We start from the raw sequence: 20,708 nt of genomic DNA, 5'->3' as shown, positions 1-20,708 counted from the left end.
TCGTCGTACTGGTAATCTGTGTCGGATTATTCCGAACATACGTGAGTGACGTATCCCTTACGATGCCACATTTAGGCCTCGGCGACAAACGGGGTGCAGAACCATGCTACGATGTCAGTAGGCCGCTATTGGTTTCATGAACTTTTCGCGATCAGCGGCTGGGCCAGTTGAAACGGATCGAGAACGAATGGAATTCCCCCGTTTAGCGAGAGATATTTCGATTGAGCGTGACGATGCGGGCGTACCCCATGTAAGCGCCAAGACCCTCGATGACGCCCTGTACGGCCTGGGGTATATGCATGCCACTGATCGGCTAACGCAGATTCTTTTTGCCCGGGCAATCGCCTCGGGGCAGGCAGCGGAAACGATTGCGGCCCGTGACGAGTTATTGGAGACCGATCGTTTTTTTCGTCGTGTTGGACTGCACCGAAATCAGCCACGAGAGCGTGACTATTGGCCCGAAGAAACGCAGAGACAGGTCCAGCATTACTGCTCTGGCGTGAACGACGCGATGAAAGCTGTGGGGCATACTTTGCCGATGTGGGCCATCGGGTTTGAGGCCAGTCCCTGGGAGCCTGTTTCCGTTTTGTACATTGGCAACTTGCTCAGCTTTGGTGGCTTGGCGGTTAGCCAGCTAGAAAACGAGCGGATTGTTATCGAGCTTATCCAGGCCCGCGGTGATGAGGCGGCGCTACGGGAGCTCTTTCCTGGCCGGTTAGAACACGTCGATTTCGATCTGGTGCAGAAAGTTCATCACGTGCGCCGCATGTCGGACGAAGCACTGGAAGTGTTGATGGATCTGCCGCGTTTGGCTGGAAGCAATGCTTGGGTCGTCGGGCCCTCCAAGTCGAAAAGTGGAGGTCCCCTGCTCTGCTCCGATCCGCATTTAGAAACCAATCGTCTACCGGCGATCTGGTACGAAGCGGTACTGAAATGGAACGGAAACTACGCAATCGGAGCAACGCTGCCAGGCTGCCCGTTGTTTGCCGTAGGACGCACGAAGAAGGTCAGTTGGGGTGTCACCTACATGAAAGGAGATACGACCGATTTCTTCATTGAAGATGTTCGCAAGTCGAAAGATGGAAACTGGCAGTACCGTCGCGAAGACGATTGGATTGACTATCAGATTCGTGAAGAGGCGATCGGTTGCAAGGGTAAGCCACCGGAAACGATGCGTGTGTTCGAGAACCCGCAAGGTGCCCTGGAGGTCGATCCAGAGAAGTTTGGCGATGGGTACTATTTCTCATTGGCGTGGACCGGATCATTTCCGCACTCTGGTATGGCGATCGCCTCGTGGCTCGATATGCTGCAGGCCGGAAATGCCGCGGAGGCATTGGATGTTGCCAGGGAGTGTCCTCAGCCGACACTTTGCTGGGTGGTCAGCGACATTTACGGCAACATCGGCATGCAAGGCAACGGACGATTCCCCCGTCGCCGGAACGAGGTGTCTGGCCTTGGTCCCGTAGCGGCGTGGGATGCTCGCAATCACTGGCAAGGCGCGATTGCCACGGATAAGTTGCCGCGCATCTACAATCCGGAGTGCGGCTTTATCGCTACGGCAAATGAAAACATTAATGAGCCGGGCAAGCCGCAGTTTGTCAGCCAGACGTTGCCTGACTATCGGAAGCGGCGGATTGTCGAACGATTAGAGGAACTGAGTGAAATCACCCCAGAAGAAATGCAGACGCTGCAATACGATCTGTTGAGTATTCAGGCACGTGAGATCCTTCCGATTTTGCTGCCTTACGCATCCGACACGCTCAAAGAAAAGTTGGCTGGTTGGGACTACCGGTATGAACCCGATAGCACCGAAGCGGTTTTATTTCAGCGATTCTATCGAAACACGCTACTGGAGATCTTCGGCCATGAACGAGGAATGGGGCCGCGGCGCACGTTGTATCTGGTCACACGCGCGGGGTTTTCGAGCATGATTATCGCGGCTTGCGACCAGATACTGAAGAAGGAGACTTCTCTCTGGTGGCAGACGCGTGACAAGGGAGAGATGATTCGTACGGCTGGCGAGAAGGCTTTGTTAGAACCAGAAATGAACTGGGGCGAATTCAATAACTTTCACTTCACCGATCGTTTCTTTGGCGGCGGTCAGGTAGGACGATTGCTGGGATTTGATAGTCCCAGGTATCCGATGCCTGGGTGCCATGCGACGGTGTTCCAGGGGCACGTATTGCAAACGGCGACTCGCGAGTCGACCTTTGCACCTAGTTACCACTTCGTCACCGATATGAATACGGACGAAGCCTGGACAAATTTGCCGGGCGGGCCATGTGAAAGTCGCTTCTCTTGGTACTACAAGAGCGACGTGCCGCTTTGGATGGATGGGGAATACAAGAAGCTTGCTCCCAGGTGGAAACCTACAGAGACCAGCCTGCCAGAAGAATCACCACAAATACCACCCCCATAAAACCAAGGATCCACACGGCGGTGTCCCAGGCATGCTTCAGAATGGCCGGCCACAATTCGTGGCGTGTGGCACCATAAACGAGGCTCACCACCACAATCAAAGGGAAGGCGTAAAGCAGCATCCGAGCGCCTGGAAACATGGCAAACAGGATGAGATCGAACATGGGTGACACTCTCTTGCGGTAGGCGTTTTAGGCGGACGCGGAGCTTTCTTTCGACTCGGATTTCTTCACACCAGGCTCGGACTTATCGTCTTCGTCTTCGTCCTTGGCTCTCTTCTTTCTTTCCGAATCAGGCACCATCCACACAGGCCCTGCTCCGGCGTCGTAAATCACCAGCACGTTCAGTAGCCCTGCGATCATTGTGTACAGGGTACCCATCTCAAACAGGTAGCCGTATGTACGATGTAGCTCGGCCATTTCGCCATCGATCGGTGGTGCCATGAAGCGGACGCCGGCGATCTCGATTGGATCCATTTTCTGGCGGACGAGAAGCGATTGGGCCAACGCCGGAAGCGTGGGAAGACCAACGCCCAGCTGGCAGATCAAGGGAAGTCGCTTTTCTTCATTGTCCCATTTTGCGTAAACAACCCGGCCTCCGCCCATCGACAGGCCTAGGAAGTAGATCGAAAGAATGCAAACCAAGAACAAAATCCCCTTACCGCGGCGACCCTGATAAAGGTGTCCCGCGCCGGGGATTAACCATGCCAGGAAGATGGCGGTCGTGGGGTTCTTCAGATCCACTGGGATAGGGGCGAAAGGATCTTGGTCCGCTGCTGGGGAAGCAGACCCGGCATCATTCGACATAGAGTTAAACCGGTAAGAATTTTCTACGTAGGTAATCTCCCAATCTTAGCCGAATACGCCCTGGATTCCAGGCCAGTTGTGGGGGGAGTTTCGGCAAGGAGCCTACGTAAAGTGAGTACAGGCAAAGGCTTTAGGAGCCAGGGCTAGTGTTGAACGCCCCAGGGAATCAAAGAAGTTCTTCGCGAATTGCCTCGACCGTCTCTGGCGATACCGATTGGGACTCACTCGCTTCGAGAGCAAGTCGCGAGAGATCAAGAATCTGCGATATAACCCGTGGTAGCCCTTCCGAATGCTGCGAGACTGCCTGAATTGTGGCTTCGTCAAGCGTAAGGGGAGAGTTCGGGAAAGCGGCCTGATAGGTTCGTGTGAAGTGAGCGACGTCTTCGCAGGTCCATGCTTCGAGTTCGATCTTCAGATCGGCCATCTTCAAAAGCCGCACGTCAAACGAGCGGAGTTTCGCGCTATCGACCGACAAGATTAGCGAACCGCCAGCCGTTGAACCGCAGTGCAAGCGAGCCAAGGTCAGCAAAATATCCGCTGTTTCCTGGGCCATTTCTTCCACATGGTCAACCACGATCACGACCGAGCGTTCTTCGAGTGCGTAAGTCGTTAACTGTTCGCGGATCCGGAACCATAGCTCCGTTGGTGTCGTAGCCAAACCAACATCGGCTTTTAGCTGGATGGCAAGTTCCCACAGGAAGTCTTGCTCGAACGTCCCAGGAGTCTGCAAATAGGGGACGATCGATCCGTCGCGGCGAAGCTTGGTGGTCCACTTTTCGAGGAGCGACGATTTGCCACTTCCCAGAGGCCCGGTCAGTACCGCCACGCGATCGCGGCGCGCCAGAGCGTACTCCAGTCGTGCGACGGCTTCCAGGTAAGCTGGGCTCTCGAAAAATGGACTCATACGGGCGACAATCAATTGAGGGCTGCTAGCTGTTCGCGTCGATGCTAGCACCAACGCGCAGGGCATTCCTGCCTTGGGATTGTTTCGGTAGAATCCGCCCGCAGTCTTCATGCATTCCTGATCCTCGCTCACGCAAACCCGCAATGTCAGAACGTTTTTTTATCGAGCATCCACCGACGGCCGCGGAAGTTACCTTCGATGAAGCCGAATCGCAGCACCTGGCCAAAGTCATGCGGGCCAATGCAGGTGATATCGTTATTGGTTTTGACGGCAGGGGAATCGAATATCAGATCGAGCTAACTACCGTCGGCAAGAAAAAGGTTGTCGGAACGGTTAGAAACCAAGCTGAGGTTTCGCGTGAAGCGGCACGTCATTTGACCCTGGCCGTTGCGCTTCCGAAGGGAGATCGTCAGCGCTGGCTGGTCGAGAAGTGTGTCGAACTGGGGGTGGCTCGATTGATTCCACTACTTACCAAACGAGGTGTCGCCCAGCCGGTCGAGAAGGCCATCGAACGGCTCCGACGCGCGGTGATCGAAGCCAGTAAACAGTGTGAAAGAAATCACCTGATGGTCGTCGAAGAGGGGCAATCGTTGGCAGAGTTGTTGGTCTCGAGACCAGCAGCTTCCTTCCTGCTTCACCCCAGTGGTGAAACAATACATCACGATGCAATTTTGCCGGCAAGTGAAGTCTTGGCGATCATCGGTCCCGAAGGGGGCTTCACCGATGAAGAGGTCGCAGCAGCCGCCGAACATGGTTGCCAGGTTGTCAGTCTCGGACCGCGAATTCTGCGTGTCGAGACAGCAGCACTGGCAATGGCGACGCTGGTGACGGCTTTACCGAGGCCTTAGGGGGCGTCGGACTCACTGCTGAGCTTTTCAATGCGACCAAATAGTGCTCCGCCTACTTCGCCGTGAGTCCAGGTGCCTGCGTACTTGTCTTCTTCAATGATAACGTGCGCACTGAACGTCCCCATGCCAGGGATGGTTGTCTTGTCGAGCGAGATAACCGGCGTCATTCCGGCCCACTTCACTTCCAATGGCAACGGAAGTTGAGCGTCTTTGTCCCCATACTTAATCCGAGCATTGATCAGCCAGATATCTCCTTCTTCCAGCTTGCGAACGCTTTTGATTTCGTAGCGTTCCGGTTTAGGTGCCTGATCTTCTTTACCGGAAATGGTAAACGAGCCGATCAACGCAACATTGTTGAGCCGTTTCTCGAACAGTGCGTAACGCTTGGCTTGGACGTCACTCTCCTTCGGCGTATTCTCTTCCTGGGCAAAAAGGGTTGGGCTAAGAACCACGGCAATGAGTAGCGACAGGCAGGCAAGACGCGACATAGGACATCTCCGAAGTGGGGCGAACGAGGATTCGATACGGTTAATCGTAGCGTTATCTGAGACGTCCGCCAAACAAGATCAGGGGATCTGAATGTTTCGCAGGTATTCGAGCCCGTCAGAGACTTCCTGCACGGGATACTCGGGATGTTCGCGTTCGACGCAGATAAAGCCGCGGTAACGGGCTTCCTCGAGAGAGGCGATCAACATCGCGAAATCGACCGTGCCTCGCCCGATCGGGACCTCAATGCCTCGCCCTCGAGCCAAGTCTTTCACGCCATCCTTGCCGCGGACATTGACGACATACTTGGCAAGAGCCTGATACGATTCGTCGGCCGAGAAGCCATTGATGATGAGGGCTCCGGGGTCAAAGTCGACTCCGATCGAACCTTCAGGAAGTTGGTCCAGGAACTGTTTCATGGCAGTGCCGTCGACCTGTCCGGTCTTGGTGGCAAAAGTCACGCCGCAGATATCCGCATGGCGTGCCAGATCGTGCAGGACCTCCAGCAGTCGAGAGTTGCTCTCGGCCGAGATCTCGGGGTCGATGCCTCCGATATGATTGACCAGCACCTTAGCACCCAGGTCATAGGCGGAAGTCATTGCGGCCTTGGTGGCGGCGACGCGTCGATCGAGATCGTCCAGGACGTTGTAACCGCGACGGGTCGGAAAGCTGACCGAGGCAATTTTCAGGTTGTAGTCCGCCAGCATCTTTTTGAGATGGCGGATCCCGGTCTGGGTGAGTTCCTCCGGGCGAACTTCGTTGCGGAGGTCGATTTCGACAGCATTGGCTTTCAATTCGCCAGCCGTTTGCAGGGCCTTGCGCAGAGGTTGTCGAAGACTGCGAAGTTGGACGCTCAGTGGAATCATGGACAGTTATTGGCTGAGATAAACAGGGAACGGAACGATTCAACGTGATGATTATGACGGTTGTATGGTTTTTATCGTGATGGTGAATCGTAGTTTTCGCAAGGTGTGCCAGCGATCACTTATTGATGAGCAAGAGTTTAGCGGACTGCGCTCGGTTATGCGCGGGATAATATTCGCTGAAACCACTTGCCTGGCACTTCGCCGATGATGTCGTTCGCTTTAATACCTCTGATGGTTCTGGCCGCAGGCTGGAAGGATGCGCCCATCGAAGAGCGTCATCCCGAGGCGATCGAGCTGTTTCAGTGTGATTTTGAAGAAGATACCGATCTCAATTACGATCTGTGGCCCGATCAATGGACTCGCCGGTCTGGTCCGGGTTATCCACGCTATGTGGATGTGGAAATCACCGATCAGGATGCGGTCAGTAAGGACCGTTCACTGAATATCCGACTCGATGGAGGTGCAGCCACGGCTTATAGCCCCCCCATCGCCGTGCGGGATATCTTCAGTTACGTGCTCGAAGGGCAAATCAAAACCGAGGGGCTCGAATTCGACAAGGCTTACATTTCGCTCACCTTCTTCAATGACAAACAGCAACCAGTCGAGACGTACTATTCGGAAAAGTTCAAGGAGACTGGTGGCTGGGTGAAAGTCCGAATCGGACCGATTGCCCCAAAGAACACCAACCTCGACCTGGCCGTGATCGGACTGCACGTAGGACCACAAGGAGAGGTTGATGAGGATCTGACGGGAAATGTCCACTTCGACGATCTGTGGTTTGCTCGTCTCCCGAAGATGACATTGGAGACGGCCGATGGCGGCAGCGTTTACCATGACGACGAAAAGATCAAAGTGAAGTGCAATGTTTCTGGAATTCTGGAACGCGATCCAACGGTGATCTTTGAACTCGTAGACGTTGGCCGTCAATCCCTTGCGCGGCAAGAGAGCAAGCTGGAAGGGAAGGTTGTAGCACGCAAGACGGAAAAAATATCGGAGCTGTTCGGTAAGAAGGCATACCAGGACGAGAATTGGGATGTCGGCTACGCAGGCGACATCGAGTGGGAGCCCCCCATCGACCAGAACGGATACTACGAAATTCGCGCTACAATGATGGGTAGTTCAGGACTCATGCATCGCCGCGTGATGACGGTCGCCGTCGTTTCTCACGATACGGTACCAGAAAAAGGCGAGTTCGGTTGGTCACTTCCTGATGGTGAACAGCCGCTCGACTTTCAGCGGATGTTTGATCTTCTGGTTACCGCCGGTGTGAACTGGGTGAAATTTCCCGTGTGGTATAACGATGACGACTTTGAGCGGGCTAACAACATTGCCCGCTTTGCCGAGCGTTTGAATAAACACAATATCAACGTGGTGGCGGTGATTGATAAACCACCGGCTGACATCCGAAACTTGTTCGGCGAACAGGAAACAATGTTGGTGGCAAATGTCTTTGCTGAACCTTTGCTCTGGCGACCCTACGTCGAGCCGATTCTCACGCGGCTTTCGCTCACCGTACATTATTGGCAGTTGGGTGCCGATGACGACGTGAGCTTTGTCGGCTATACGAACCTGCAGGACAAGCTTCGGCAAATTCGCCAGGAACTTCGTACCAGCGGCCAAGACATTGAACTGGGGATTCCGTGGCGATGGATGGCCGAAACGCCTGAGGGAAGAGATGCTCCCTACGGCTTTCTCGCCTACTCCATTCTGCCTCCGAGCGGAAGCTTGGACGACTTGTTGCCGATGACTAAGGACGAGCTTGGCATCTATCTCGATAAGTCGCAAGGCAAGACCACGCGTTTCGCCACGATCTATCCTTTGCCTCGCTCTAAGTACACCACGGAGGAACGCGCACGCGATCTGGTTGAAAAGATGGTGGCCGCCAAGATTCACCGAGCAGATGCCGCGTTTATTTCCAAGCCGTTCGATAGCGAATACGGTCTGATGAACGAGAACGGCTCGCCGTCGGAACTGCTCTTGCCATGGCGAACGACTGCTCGCCTGATTTCGGGAACGGAATACCTGGGGGCGATCCAGTTACCCAATAAAAGTCATAATCATGTGTTTGCTCGGGGCAATCGTACTGTCATGCTCGTGTGGAACTCGCGCGAGACGAACGAAACGTTGTATCTCGGGGACGACGTCAAAATCATTGACTTGTGGGGACGCGAAGTTTCGCCCCAGCAAGAGGGCAACAAGCAAGTCATTCCAGTCGGACCGATTCCACAGTTTCTGATTGGATTGAATGACAGCGTCGCCAAGATGCGACTCGCATTTAAGTTCTCGCCGTCTGAGCTAGAGAGCGACTTTGGGCGTACCCAACATATCGATGCGACGGTACTGAACACCTTCCCCACGGCGATCAGCGGGGTGGCACGGCTAGTAGCTCCTGACGTCTGGAATGTGAACCCTGGCATCCTCCGATTCAAACTGACTCGCGGGGGCGAATTGAAGTCCCCTTACAAGGTCTTGCTACGGGCGGATGCCGATAGTGGTCTTCAGCCGGTAAGAATTGATTTTCAGGTCAGTGCGGACAAGGAATTCGAGTTCAGCGTGTATCGCGATATCCTTGTCGGCAGCGGCATGATGCAAGTCGAATCAACGGCGTCATTCGACAAAGAAACTGGTGAACTGGTTATCGAGGCGACTATCCATAATCTGGAAGAGCAGCTCATTTCATTCGACTGTTTGTTGTATGCCACAGGCCGCCGGCAAATGCGTCAACGTGTGATGAACTTCGGCTTGGGGCGTACGTCGATTGTCTATCGGATTCCTGATGCGGAAGACCTGAAGGGAAGTACAATCCTGCTGAGACTGCGAGAAATCGGCGGTACCCGGGTTTTCAATCACCGCGTGGAAGTTGACGATTAAGGGGTCGATCCGTTTGTTCCCTTAACTATCCAGGCAAGAGCGTCCCGTGGCTGAAAAACTAAATCTAACGAGCGTCTGCGAGTTCTTAGAGCGATTCGCCCCCAGGCAGTTGGCCGAATCGTGGGACAATGTTGGTCTGCTTGTAGGGGACTCGGAACAGTCTATCGAAGGCATCGTGACTTGCCTGACAGTCACGCCGGAAGTTGTCGAAGAAGCCGTCGAGGCAGGTGCCGATTTGATCGTGACGCACCACCCAATGCCCTTTCGCCCTCTCAAGCAGATTACTACGGACAGCACCGTGGGGCAGATGCTCTTGAAGCTGATTCAGAACAACATTGCGGTCTACAGCCCGCACACGGCTTTTGATTCATGCGCCGAAGGGATTAACTTTCAACTGGCAAAGGGCATCGGCTTGACCGATATCCAGCCGCTGATTCCGGTTGACCTTTTGGGGGATTCGGGACTGACATCCCAAGTCGGCACGGGGCGCCGGGGGAAGTTTGCCGAAGGAGGCATGCCCCTGGCACGCATTGCTGAGGCGGCCAAGCAAGTGACTGGGGCCTCCATGGTCAAGGTTGTGGGGCGGGGGACGGCCGAGATCGAAACGGTCGCCGTTGGCTGCGGATCGGCCGGCGAACTTCTTTCTGCGGCGATCGAGAATAAGGTCGATTGCCTGATCCTGGGGGAAACCAGTTTCCACACATGCCTGGAAGCAAAAGCCCAAAACGTCGCTCTCGTGCTCGTAGGGCACTATGCCAGTGAGCGATTTGCCGTCGAGAATTTAGCGACGATTCTGGCGGAAGCATTTCCATCGGTTAATGCGTGGAGCAGTCGGCAAGAAGCGGACCCGATTCACTTCGCCTAAAAATCTGCCCTTGGCTGTGCAACGTCAATTAATAATCGGCATCCAAACTAACGTTGCCACAACCGTTGTGTCCTCAAATGCGTTTTACAACCCAAGTTACGTCGATTACGGCGAGAGGGTTTGTCGATCTAACGCCTTTAGGTAACAATGGTTAGGGAAAACCATGAGCTGGCAATTATTGTCTGTAGTCTGAGGGGCGATCCATCGAAGGATTCGACTTGCGTTGACTTCCTCACAAAATGGTTATCAAAGCCCCTTGGTAAATTAACTTGGCGCACGATTGGCGAACTATATGAAACAATGCGATAAGTCACTCATCGCCCTGCCGGTCTACAATGAAGCGAGCACCATCAATGCGGTCTTAGACCAAGTGGTCGGGTACGGACATCCAGTGCTGGTGGTCAACGATGGCTCGACCGACGATACGCTTCAGCTTCTTCAGCAGCGCGACGACGTGATTGTCGTAACGCACGAGAAGAACTCTGGCTATGGCGCTGCGTTGCTTACCGCGTTTCAATACGCTGAAGACCATGGTTTCGATATCGTTGTGACGATGGACTGCGATGGTCAGCATGAACCACAGCTGATTCCCAAGTTCATCAAGGCATGTCGCTCGGTCGACATTGTGTCAGGCAGCCGATACCTCAAGCAATTCGAGGGACAGAGCGAGCCCCCAGCGCAGCGACTTTTCATCAATCGTCGTGTCACTTCCGAGTTGAATCGCCTGCTTGGTTTTCAGTTGACCGATTCGTTTTGTGGATTTAAAGCCTATCGTGTCGAGGCTCTGAAGAAGCTCGACGTTACCGAGACGGGCTATGCTATGCCACTCGAACTTTGGGTCGAAGCCGCCAAGGCGGGATTGAATATCGTCGAGCTGCCTGTTCCTTTGATCTACCTGGACGAGAACCGTTCTTTTGGAGGTGCTTTGGATGACGGTAGCACGCGTCTGAACTATTATCACTTCGTCTTGGATCGCAGCCTTGCTCGTAGCGGCTTGACCAGCAACGATGCCCAGACGATGGCTTCCTGCTGAAAACGTTCGCCAAAGTAGCTCTTCTTATGACTGCCGAGCAATCTGGAATCCGGTATCAACCAATTCGTGCGCCCCGCAGTCACGGTGAAGTCCTTGTTCAGCCCAGCCCCCTGAATGTCGAGGCCCTGTTAAACGAGAATCGTGCAAGGTTGGCCGCGGCTGGGGGGCGTTCGTTGGGCTTCGGCGGTCTCGATCTCGCCACGCTACGCAGCCAGGCCCGCGCAGAGATGCTACGAATCGCTCGTGAGCATGTTTCCTCTTATCGAGATATTTCGAATGTGCCTGATTCGAAAGGCCCGGTGATCATGACCGGGCACCAGCCGGCGCTCTATCATCCTGGGGTATGGTTTAAAAACTTCCTGGTAGACCGAATCGCATCTCGCGTGCAAGGCGTTGCGATCAATGTAATTATCGACAATGACGTCGCACCGGCACCTTCGATTTCGGCACTTAGCGGCACGCCAAGTGAACCGCGGCCGACACGGATTGCCTACGACCAACCAGGGCCACGTGTTGCTTGGGAAATGACGCATGTGGAGTCGATGGAAACGCTGCGATCCTTTGCCAAACGAACTGCGGAAACGATTGAGCCGTTTGTTACCCATCCCTTGGTAACGCAGTTCTGGCCGCAAGTTGTTCAAGAAGTTGAGGCGGGACAGCCGCTAGGCATGGCCTTTTCGGTGGCTCGTAATTGCCTGGAAGAATCTTGCGGGCTTCAGATCCTGGATGTTCCGCTCAGTAAGCTATGCCAAACCGAGTGGTTTTGTCGCATCATGGGCTTTGTTTTCACGAACGCAAAGCACTACCGCGAGATCTACAACCAGAGTGTGCAGGTATATCGAAACGTTCATAAGATCCGTAGTGCATCCCATCCGGTGCCTGACCTGGAAATGGATGATAACTGGGTGGAAGTGCCGTTCTGGGTTTGGACGAAAGAGAACGCAAGTCGGCGCAGGCTTTGGGTTTCGGGCTCAAGGTCGCAGGTGGTGCTCTCCGATCGAGCAGGCTGGCAGATCGACTTATCCTGCGACCAAGAATTACCACTGCATCTGCAAGAGTTGACCTCTCAGGGGATCTGTGTTCGTCCTCGGGCATTGATGACGACAACCATTTTGCGTCTGGTGGCGTCCGAACTTTTTATTCATGGAATTGGTGGAGCAAAATATGATCAGGTCACCGATGAGATCAATCATCGTTTGTTGAGTTTAGATCCGCCAGCGTATGTAACAGCCACAGCGACGGCGCAGTTACCGATTGATGTTCAACCGGTAAGCCATGACGATCTTCAAGCAATCGATGCTCGACTGCGCGATGCCGAATTCAATCCTGATCGCGCGATCGATGATGCCCTGGAGAAGGACCCTTCTTGGCAATTGCTTCTCGAACAAAAGTCGAGTTTACTTACCAATGTTCCAAAAATTTCTGAAAAAGCTGAGTGGCATCGACAGCTACAAGAAGTGAATTCGAAGCTGCGAAGTCAAATTGCGGAACCTGTTGCGCGCCTTCGAATTGAGCGCGAACAGATTGCTGGTCAACTGCATCAGAAACAGTTGCTGACGTCGCGCGAATACTCGCTTTTGCTCTTCTCTAAGGAGGGATTGCGAAATTTGCTACTGGACCTTGCTGAAAAAGAGATTTAATCTAAGGGGAGAGTTCACTTCGCAAAGGGATTTGTCTTTATTGAACGGAGTCGGATTGAATGCGTCGCGTCGTATCATCGACCTATTCGCCCCTGATTCAGCCGCCCGAATCTTCCTCTCATGCGAGTCTCTCTCGCAGAGATGCGGCCCAATTTTGTCTCACATCTAGTCAGGAAGGCGAACAGTTCGCCATCTTGCAATTGATGAAGCATTGTCTTTTCGCTTACGACGAAAACGAGTTTCATTCCCAGCAGGAACGCCCCGATTACGATGCCCGTGAACGGCTCACGTTCCGACTTGGCAATCAGATTGTCGGCCACATTCGTTGTGTGCCGCAGCAAGTTTGGCTGCAAGGAACCTTGGTGCCATATCTGCGAGCAAGTGAATTCGTGTTGGCCCCTGAACACGTCGACCTGAAGAATGTCGATGCATTCTTCAGCTGTCTCGATGAGACGTTTGATCGTTACCCTGGTGCTTTCATGATGCACCGCACGAGTGCGGCAATGGCCCAGCGACTGGCCCGGTTTGGATGGGTAACGTTGTCGAGCAAATTCCGCAGCAAAGCGGCGACGGAACCCTATTTGGCCTCCGTTCGCGGCGCATCGATTGAACCAGCGCCGTTGCTGCCGTCACGCAGTGAATCGGGTCTCTGGATTCGCCTGATGCGGCAAGTCGAAGCGGAAGCTTTGGTGTCGCTGTATGAAAATTCATTTCAATCCAACCAGATCGGCACGCCTCGTTCGGCAGTGATGTGGGATTGGCTATTGCGACGCAAGGCTTTCGATGCGTTGTATGTCGCCATTCGAGGCGGCAACAAGCTGGCCTTGGATGATGCCATCGACCGAATCGCCGGCTATGCGGTCGTCAAAGACGAGAAGATCTTAGAGGTAGTTACTCAGCCAAACGAAAAAGGCGTGAAGCTTCCACTGATCAATCGGATTTGTAGCGATCTCTACGAGACGGGCCATCCGGAATTTCATCTCGAGGCACCGGCAACCGATCCGGTACACGACCTTTTGAAGGATATTCCCAAGGCCAAGAGTACACTGCCTGGGGAAGAAATTCTCGTTCGTATGCCCAATCCCATCCAGCAGTTGGCAGAGTTGGCGGCGACGCTTCATCAGCGGGCCAAGTCGCGCGGTCTTGAGCTGCCACTCGATTTGGGGCTGTTGATTGAAGGAGAGAAATTCTGCATTCACTTGGGTAAGCGAAAAGGTTCCCTCAGCGATGGAAAGCTGGGACGTAGCTATTTGGAGCTAACGCATGCCCAACTTGTCCGCTTAATCCTTGGTGATTTGCCTATCCAACAAACGCTTCAGCAAGGTCAACTAGTGGCGTCCACTCAAGTTGCGGCAAATGTAGCCACGAGACTTTTTGACTACGATCCGCCGTGGTTCCCAGCCATCGACGTCTTACCGATGCGCTAATCCGCGTGATATCGGCAGGAAGCATGAAAATTCCCTCAGTCCGCAGGGACATGGCAAACGCAAACGGATTGAGTATCATGAATCGCTTGGTTTTTCGGTCGGTCCGCCTCCCTTATGTGGACCTCCTAAGTTTTCCACTCGAATCGTAGAACACTTTCTGCGTTTGCTGTTCCCATGAAGATTGCCATTGCTTCGGACCACGCTGGGTATCATTACAAGACCATCATCGTCGAGCATCTCGAAAAGCTCGGGCACGAGGTGGTCGATTTTGGGACCGATTCTGCCGAGGCATGTGATTATCCCGACTTCATCATTCCAGCAGCAAAAGCGGTTGCTGCAGGGCAGTGCGAGCGCGGTATTGTTCTGGGGGGCTCGGGAAATGGAGAAGCCATCGCCGCAAACCGAATCCACGGCATTCGTTGCGCTCTGACGTGGAATGTCGAGACGGCTAAGCTCGGACGTCAACACAATAAGGCGAACATGATTTCCATCGGCGAGCGAATGACCGCCGAAGAAGACGTCCTGAAGATTGTCGATGCTTGGCTGGCAACTGAATTCGAGGGTGGGCGTCATGAGCGTCGCATCGAGAAGATTGATACGCTCTCGCAGAACTAGTGTTCTGTCAATGACTTCTGACGACTTAAGCGCCAACACGAATATGGCCCAGAACCTGGCCTTCGCTCACGATGTCGTCTTCTTCGGTGTGCAGATCGTAAAGCACGCCAGAGGCTGGGGATACGACGTCGAAGGTTACTTCGCCAGCAAGCACTTCTAGAACTCGATCTCCTTCACGGACGAACGAACCACGCGGTACAAGCCAAAGACTGGTACGAACCAAGATATCGGTCAGGCCGAGTTCTGGCAAAATCAGCGGTCGTAAGTCGTCGCGTAGCATTGATTTCCGATTTCTACATTCTGGCAGTGTCAGAAACTTGAGAACCATCAAGTGCTCTCAATCGTCCTGTTGGTGCCTGCATTAGAGGCTCAGGCGAGGGCTGGAGAGTAATACCGGGGAAGCGGTATCGATTCAAGGTCGAATCGAACGCTAACTCCGTGGAAATTTGGTAATGGCCAGGCTAGCGTGCGCCCGGGTTCCCAGGTCCCTATGCGAATAAATGCGAGAGAAAATGCCTTTTTTGTAAAATAAATGGGCGCATTCAGAGAATTAGCTTACGGTAACAAAGCACCGTAGATTTGGGACAGAGAATTTGGCTGATAGGGGGGCTTTATGGCCAAAAGTATCAAGTCAATTGCACTCGTGTGTGCAGTTCTCATTGCCTTTGGGGTAATTTATGAATCGTCGCTCCGCAAAATCGCTGATGGCGGAAAAGAATGGCTCCGACGCCAAACGAATGATTTCTGTGAGCCTGGTTACCGACTTCATTCCGAGCACTGCTGGCAATGTGAAAACGGCGAAACGTATTTCGTCTATGTCTTCGAAACGACTTCGATGCATCGTGGGTTTAGCCCAGGTGTTCAGATCCTCTTAGAAGATGTAAATCACGAACCGTTGCATCGCTTCAGCATCAATTCCGAACACAAATTGCTGAATTCGGCTCTTCTTCAATCGGTGACACCCAACCGATTAGAGTTAGTGTTTCGCGTCGATGAGCCTGCACCAGATCTTTACTGTTACTACTGGAAGGTCGAAGGCGGGCGGCTCGTTCGGGCCGATTTCTTACCATCCTAATGGCCTTCTAAAGACGGAATTGTTTGTCGAAATTTGGCGGACATTCTGATGTCGCCTTCTACTTTCGCAAATTGCTTGTCATCTCTGAAATCGCTATCTACTGTTTAAGCAGTACTTCAAGGCGAGTAGGGAAATACGGAGCGTTCCCGTTTGCTTTGTCGCCACGATGCCAGCCACTTTTCTGCATAGCCTGACTCATCATGGCAGGGCAACTACGAACAGAGAGAGCACAATGAGAAACTTCAAAAGACTAAAAAGAGATGCGCGAAAGAATCGATTTGGTGGAGAGCAATTAGAACAACGTCAGTTGTTGGCAAGTGATCTCTCGGTCGTTATCGACTCGGTGTTCGAGGAGATAAGATCGATCGATGGGACCGGAAACAACTTGGCCGTCCCCACGTTGGGAAGTACGGAGACGGCGTTCATTCGCTTTGTAGGCGCAGACTATGCCGATGGCATTTCGGAAGCTTCCGGCGAAGATCGCCTCAGTGCCCGGGAAATCAGTAACAACATCGCAGCACAGTCGACTTCGATAGAGAACGATCGATTTCTGACCGACTTCGTGTGGCAGTGGGGGCAGTTTCTGGATCACGATATCGACCTGACAGGCGAAGCGAGTCCACACGAGTCGTTGCCGATTGAGGTGCCGACTGGGGATATCTTTTTTGATCCGAACGAAACCGGCACGGCAACCATTTCGCTGAGTCGTAGCGAATACGACCCAGCGACGGGGATCTCGGTGGATAACCCTCGTGAACAGATCAACTCGATCACCGCATTCATCGATGGTTCGATGATTTACGGTTCCGATGATTCGCGGGCAGCAGCACTGCGAACTTTTGAAAGTGGACGCCTGAAGACGAGCGTCGGAGACTTGCTGCCAATGGAAGGGGACGTCTACGAAGATGCGGCAGGCTCCATCTTTTTCGTAGCAGGCGATGTCAGGGCCAACGAGCAAGTTGGTTTGACCGCGATGCACACCCTTTTTCTGCGGGAGCACAATCGACTGGCCGATGAAATCACAGCGGCAAACCCTGATCTAACCGATGAACAGATCTATCAACAGGCCCGTGCGATTGTCATTGCCGAGATCCAGGCAATTACGTTCAACGAGTTTCTGCCTGCGTTGCTCGGTCCCGATGCCATTGCGCCTTATCAAGGTTACGACTCGACGGTCGATCCAAGTATCGCCAATGAGTTTGCAACGGCCGCCTATCGGTTTGGACACAGCATGTTGTCAGGCGAAGTGCTGCGACTCAACAACGATGGAACCGTTGCCGAGGAAGGCTCGCTGTCGCTACGAGAAATGTTTTTCAACCCGCAAGAGATCATCGACAACGGAATTGATTCGCTGCTTTTGGGACTTGCCTCACAACAGGCCCAGGAAATCGATAACATGCTGGTCGACGATGTCCGAAATTTCCTGTTTGGCCCTCCAGGTGCAGGCGGGTTTGATCTGGCGTCGCTCAACATTCAAAGAGGTCGCGATCACGGCCTGGCCGATTACAACACGACACGTGTTGCCTATGGTTTAGACCCCGTCAGTTCGTTTGATGAGATCTCATCGAACCCGGATGTCATCGCGGCGCTTCAAGCAACCTATGACTCCGTTGATGACATCGACTTGTGGGTTGGAGGGCTGGCCGAAGATCATGTTACCGGGGCCAGCATGGGGGAACTCTTCCGCAGAATCATTGCAGATCAGTTCACGCGGCTGCGTGACGGAGACCGCTTCTGGTATCAGAGCCTGTTTTCGGGACGCCCGTTGGAAGCAATCGAGCAGACGTCGCTCAGCGATATCATTACTCGCAACACCGGCATCACTTCCTTACAGGAGAATGTCTTTTTTGATGCTGCGGTTTGGATCCATGATGCCTCTGAGAGACGATCGGAAGTGACCTGGGTGACTGGTACGGGAGATGAAATCACCATTCAGGAGACCGACCGTAGCGGGACCACCAGCGAGACCAACGTTGTCACCGACGTTGGTCAGATCCAAGTGGTCGGCGAAGACTTTCAACGCGATGTGTTCGTGCTTGACTTGAGTCAACTTGTTTCCACGATGGATGGTGGTTTTGTGATTCAAGGACAAGCAGGACGAGGTGACGTGCTGGTCTTGGCCACGGGGCCTGGTGTCGATTCGATCGTGATCGGAGAGGGCACCATTGAATGGAACAACCAGTTGATCACCTACAGCGGCATCGAACGCATTGTTGTTTTCTCCAACGATCCAAACGATAACGTGGAGGTTGAAGCGGGAATTGATGCCCGTGTGAATCTGCTGGCTGACGAAGTTCCCACGACCAATCAAGAACTTCTCGAGGTGCTCGACCGTCGAGACCCGCGACCAGATCAACCTGGTGGGCCGCGACCTGGAGACGAACCTAGACGTCGTGAGGACGCCGTCGCCAAGAAGATGCTCGAAGAAGAGAGGATGACTTCCGCCGGGCGGTCGATCTGATCGTTGCCGACTTTGCGTAAAACAGCAAAAACGCTCGTTGCGATACGGCAACATGATGCTGTATCGCAACATCATTGAAAAGTTGTCACCAGACTTCGATGAATCGCCGTGTTTTTCTAAAGCATTATCAGGTAGTGGTTTGCGGCGTGTCACGTGCATCCTTGGCAGCGAATGGCACCCGCTTTGCAAATTCTCGATTGTTCGACCTTTCGGACCATGCTCGCACGCTGGCGAGCTTGTGAAAACCGCTAACCACTGTCTCGTCGAGAACGTCTCCTCCATGCACGCCCGCGAACATGTCCAACTTGCCGCTTACCTCGCTGTCCATGCTCCTGCCTACCTGCGTGGAAACGTAACCTACAGCCCGACGGCATTAGAGCATTACTGGATATCTTCTAAGTGTCGTCTCGACCGTTGGGGTATTCGCCTGAAGACTCACGCGCAGCTTCTGGAGTCTGGCCCAGCAATGGACTTTCCGCGTTTCTGGAACGCGGCACGTCCTGTGATCGAAGAGATCTTGGTTAGCGACATTCTTACACGCGTCTGGATCTCGGTGTGCGTTGCTCACGATCGGATTCAGCGAGAAAGCATTGCTGAGCCTGTGGCCAGGAGTGTTTTTCTAGGGCACATGGAAGCCAGGAATCGGGCATTGAATCTGCTTTTGCATGGTCGCGGTTTAGAGGCAACCATGATGGTTCCCTTGAATCGGCTTCGACGGCGTACGGAACGTTGGACCGATATGCTATTGGGTTATATTGCCGCCGATACCGATGTGAATAGTTTTGGTTACGATCAGACTCGAGTCCGTGAGTTTGGTAACGACATTCGCAGCGAGCGGGGAGCGTCTAACAAGAATGCCTCGTGGGCAATGCTGTTGGAGACGGCCCTGGAGGCCTTTGGCGGCCAGCTAATGGCTGAGCCAGCCAACGCAGACTTGAATCGCGATATTGCGAATGCAGTTATGGCCAGTTTCGGCGATGAATTGTTTAGCCAAAATACGTTGATCAATCCGATGTGGGAATCGCGAATCATTCACTTGGCAGACGACGCGCAACAGCTAGTCGAGCAGTTGCTTTCGCCGGAGCCCCCAGTCATCGAGCAACAAGGCAGGGAAACTTCGCGGCTATCGTTTCCCGCATAAGCATTTCAAGTACTTGGCGATTGATATGGGTTGTCTGTGACTTCTGCCAGGACAATTTCTTCATGACGATCGTGTGCGATGTCGGAACACTGCTTTAAACGCTCGAACAATGTCGACTGTTTCTCGGGATCAGGCAGCACCGTTTTGGGAATTGCCAGGTAGATAAACGGCATGGTGTCGTAGATCACGATGGCTTCCCGGTCGTCGGATACCTGATCCAAGACGCTCCAACGGCTAAAGCCGATCCCTTCTTCGGTAACGGTTGCGACACCCTCGTCATAGAACCACGCTTCATCCGGCCGGGTGAATTCCTGTTGAGCGGTTAATTCTCTCAGGTATTGAGAACGGCTATGCCACTGAAGCCCAAACACCAGAAGCGTAATGGATGTCATCGCGAGCAACCCATAGTACATGACGTCGCCATCGAGTCCTGTCTGATAGCGGACCACGATGAGTAGCACGGTCAAAATGGCCGGCAAGATCAACTGCTTGATCATACTCCACGTGGTGGGAACAGGATTCTTGCCGTCTACGTCGACCCCCATGGTTGCCAAACGTGCGTAAAGCTCTGGGCAGGGGGGCCATTTCAGCTGCTCGATCAATTGGAATTGATCGAGTTGGTTGTCTCGGCGAAATGCTTCCCAGTCAACCAGAGGAGACGGGTGTTCCATGGCCTGGGTTCTTAGTGCCTGAGCTTTGGCTGCGAACGCTTCCGCCTCTTCTGGCGACGAGAAGTATCGTTTGGGGACGACGTAGGCTCGAACTTTTTGAACGTAGATGGCCACATAGTCTGGTAGGTTCTGGACAAGCGGTACGTTGTTCCATCGTCGGCGCGAGGCTCCTCGTTCCGTTGACGTTTCTAAATAGTCGTCCAGCAGGCGAATGGTTTGTGGTCCAGGAACAATCTTGGCGTTTTTGCCAATCCTTGCCCAGGCACGTAAATAGAGGATTGTCAGCAACAGGGCACAAAGGCCGACGACGCCCAAAAGACAAGCGAGAAAGAACCACTCGCTTAGGATGACCAAAAGAAACACGAGTGGCCAGACCGCCAGTAGAACCGTGATGGTACGCCAATAATCTCTTAGGCGATCGGTCCACGGCAGGCCGTAAAGAATAGCGGCGATGTCTTCCGACTTGTTTTCGTAGGTAACTTCCATGGACATCACGCAAATAATGGTTGTAGTCGGGGCATTGGTCCGATTGTCGATTGAATTTCATGGAAAAGCGATCTCTTCTTGGGGACAATAGGGAG

17 protein-coding genes are annotated in these 20,708 nt (G+C 53.4%); 10 read left to right on the top strand and 7 right to left on the bottom strand.

Annotation, left to right across the window (positions count from 1 at the left end; all coding sequences use genetic code 11):
* Positions 1-187: 187 nt before the first annotated feature.
* Positions 188-2,419: a penicillin acylase family protein gene (locus C5Y96_RS08795; RefSeq protein ID WP_158261145.1), complete on the top strand. Its 2,232-nt coding sequence runs from the start codon at positions 188-190 to the stop codon at positions 2,417-2,419.
* Here the strand turns inward: C5Y96_RS08795 and C5Y96_RS08790 are convergent.
* The 3 genes from C5Y96_RS08790 to C5Y96_RS08780 all read right to left on the bottom strand — a co-directional run bounded on the left by C5Y96_RS08790 (position 2,370) and on the right by C5Y96_RS08780 (position 4,128).
* Complete coding sequence (locus C5Y96_RS08790; RefSeq protein WP_196782201.1) at positions 2,370-2,582, bottom strand: hypothetical protein; 213 nt, start codon at positions 2,580-2,582, stop codon at positions 2,370-2,372. The genes C5Y96_RS08795 and C5Y96_RS08790 overlap by 50 nt on opposite strands.
* Before the next feature lie 27 nt (positions 2,583-2,609).
* Positions 2,610-3,224 carry a DUF6677 family protein gene (locus tag C5Y96_RS08785; protein ID WP_105352145.1) on the bottom strand — a complete coding sequence of 205 codons (615 nt, stop codon included), beginning with the start codon at positions 3,222-3,224 and terminating at the stop codon, positions 2,610-2,612.
* Positions 3,225-3,390: 166 nt separating this feature from the next.
* Complete coding sequence (locus C5Y96_RS08780; RefSeq protein ID WP_158261144.1) at positions 3,391-4,128, bottom strand: ATP-binding protein; 738 nt, start codon at positions 4,126-4,128, stop codon at positions 3,391-3,393.
* A 143-nt stretch (positions 4,129-4,271) separates the two neighbouring features.
* Between C5Y96_RS08780 and C5Y96_RS08775 the strand changes: the two genes are divergently transcribed.
* Complete coding sequence (locus tag C5Y96_RS08775; protein WP_158261143.1) at positions 4,272-4,976, top strand: RsmE family RNA methyltransferase; 705 nt, start codon at positions 4,272-4,274, stop codon at positions 4,974-4,976.
* On the opposite strand, the gene C5Y96_RS08770 is transcribed toward C5Y96_RS08775, so the two are convergent.
* Positions 4,973-5,464 carry a hypothetical protein gene (locus C5Y96_RS08770; protein WP_199188659.1) on the bottom strand — a complete coding sequence of 164 codons (492 nt, stop codon included), beginning with the start codon at positions 5,462-5,464 and terminating at the stop codon, positions 4,973-4,975. The genes C5Y96_RS08775 and C5Y96_RS08770 overlap by 4 nt on opposite strands.
* 78 nt (positions 5,465-5,542) lie before the next feature.
* A complete protein-coding gene (locus C5Y96_RS08765) occupies positions 5,543-6,328 on the bottom strand; it encodes a sugar phosphate isomerase/epimerase family protein (RefSeq protein ID WP_105352136.1) in 786 nt (261 codons plus the stop codon).
* A gap of 204 nt (positions 6,329-6,532) precedes the next feature.
* Here C5Y96_RS08765 and C5Y96_RS08760 point away from each other — a divergent pair, with 204 nt between their 5' ends.
* From C5Y96_RS08760 to C5Y96_RS08735, 6 genes are all read left to right on the top strand, one after another.
* Complete coding sequence (locus C5Y96_RS08760; protein ID WP_146115579.1) at positions 6,533-9,199, top strand: hypothetical protein; 2,667 nt, start codon at positions 6,533-6,535, stop codon at positions 9,197-9,199.
* 46 nt (positions 9,200-9,245) lie between these two features.
* The gene (locus C5Y96_RS08755) at positions 9,246-10,064 is read left to right on the top strand and encodes a Nif3-like dinuclear metal center hexameric protein (protein ID WP_105352131.1); all 819 of its coding nucleotides are present in this window, start codon (positions 9,246-9,248) and stop codon (positions 10,062-10,064) included.
* 292 nt (positions 10,065-10,356) lie between these two features.
* Complete coding sequence (locus C5Y96_RS08750) at positions 10,357-11,097, top strand: glycosyltransferase family 2 protein (protein WP_105352129.1); 741 nt, start codon at positions 10,357-10,359, stop codon at positions 11,095-11,097.
* A 227-nt stretch (positions 11,098-11,324) separates the two neighbouring features.
* Positions 11,325-12,737: a hypothetical protein gene (locus C5Y96_RS08745; RefSeq protein WP_146115578.1), complete on the top strand. Its 1,413-nt coding sequence runs from the start codon at positions 11,325-11,327 to the stop codon at positions 12,735-12,737.
* Between the two features lie 203 nt (positions 12,738-12,940).
* A complete protein-coding gene (locus C5Y96_RS08740) occupies positions 12,941-14,164 on the top strand; it encodes a hypothetical protein (protein WP_105352124.1) in 1,224 nt (407 codons plus the stop codon).
* A gap of 174 nt (positions 14,165-14,338) precedes the next feature.
* Positions 14,339-14,779 carry a ribose-5-phosphate isomerase gene (locus C5Y96_RS08735; RefSeq protein WP_105352122.1) on the top strand — a complete coding sequence of 147 codons (441 nt, stop codon included), beginning with the start codon at positions 14,339-14,341 and terminating at the stop codon, positions 14,777-14,779.
* Positions 14,780-14,804: 25 nt separating this feature from the next.
* On the opposite strand, the gene C5Y96_RS08730 is transcribed toward C5Y96_RS08735, so the two are convergent.
* A complete protein-coding gene (locus C5Y96_RS08730) occupies positions 14,805-15,059 on the bottom strand; it encodes a lipoyl domain-containing protein (protein WP_158261142.1) in 255 nt (84 codons plus the stop codon).
* Positions 15,060-16,086: 1,027 nt separating this feature from the next.
* Here C5Y96_RS08730 and C5Y96_RS08720 point away from each other — a divergent pair.
* Together C5Y96_RS08720 and C5Y96_RS08710 are read left to right on the top strand one after the other, a co-directional pair.
* Entirely contained in the window at positions 16,087-18,315 is a 2,229-nt protein-coding gene (locus C5Y96_RS08720; protein ID WP_233198886.1) for a peroxidase family protein, read from the top strand.
* A gap of 280 nt (positions 18,316-18,595) precedes the next feature.
* Complete coding sequence (locus C5Y96_RS08710) at positions 18,596-19,456, top strand: hypothetical protein (protein ID WP_146115577.1); 861 nt, start codon at positions 18,596-18,598, stop codon at positions 19,454-19,456.
* A gap of 5 nt (positions 19,457-19,461) precedes the next feature.
* Here the strand turns inward: C5Y96_RS08710 and C5Y96_RS08705 are convergent, their stop codons facing one another.
* A complete protein-coding gene (locus C5Y96_RS08705) occupies positions 19,462-20,613 on the bottom strand; it encodes a YcxB family protein (protein ID WP_158261141.1) in 1,152 nt (383 codons plus the stop codon).
* Between the last annotated feature and the right edge of the window lie 95 nt (positions 20,614-20,708).

It is taken from the genome of Blastopirellula marina (genome assembly GCF_002967715.1).
Classification (GTDB): domain Bacteria; phylum Planctomycetota; class Planctomycetia; order Pirellulales; family Pirellulaceae; genus Bremerella; species Bremerella marina_B.
The sequence above is the reverse complement of the archived record's forward strand: the minus strand, read 5'-3'. Positions and strand labels throughout refer to the sequence as shown.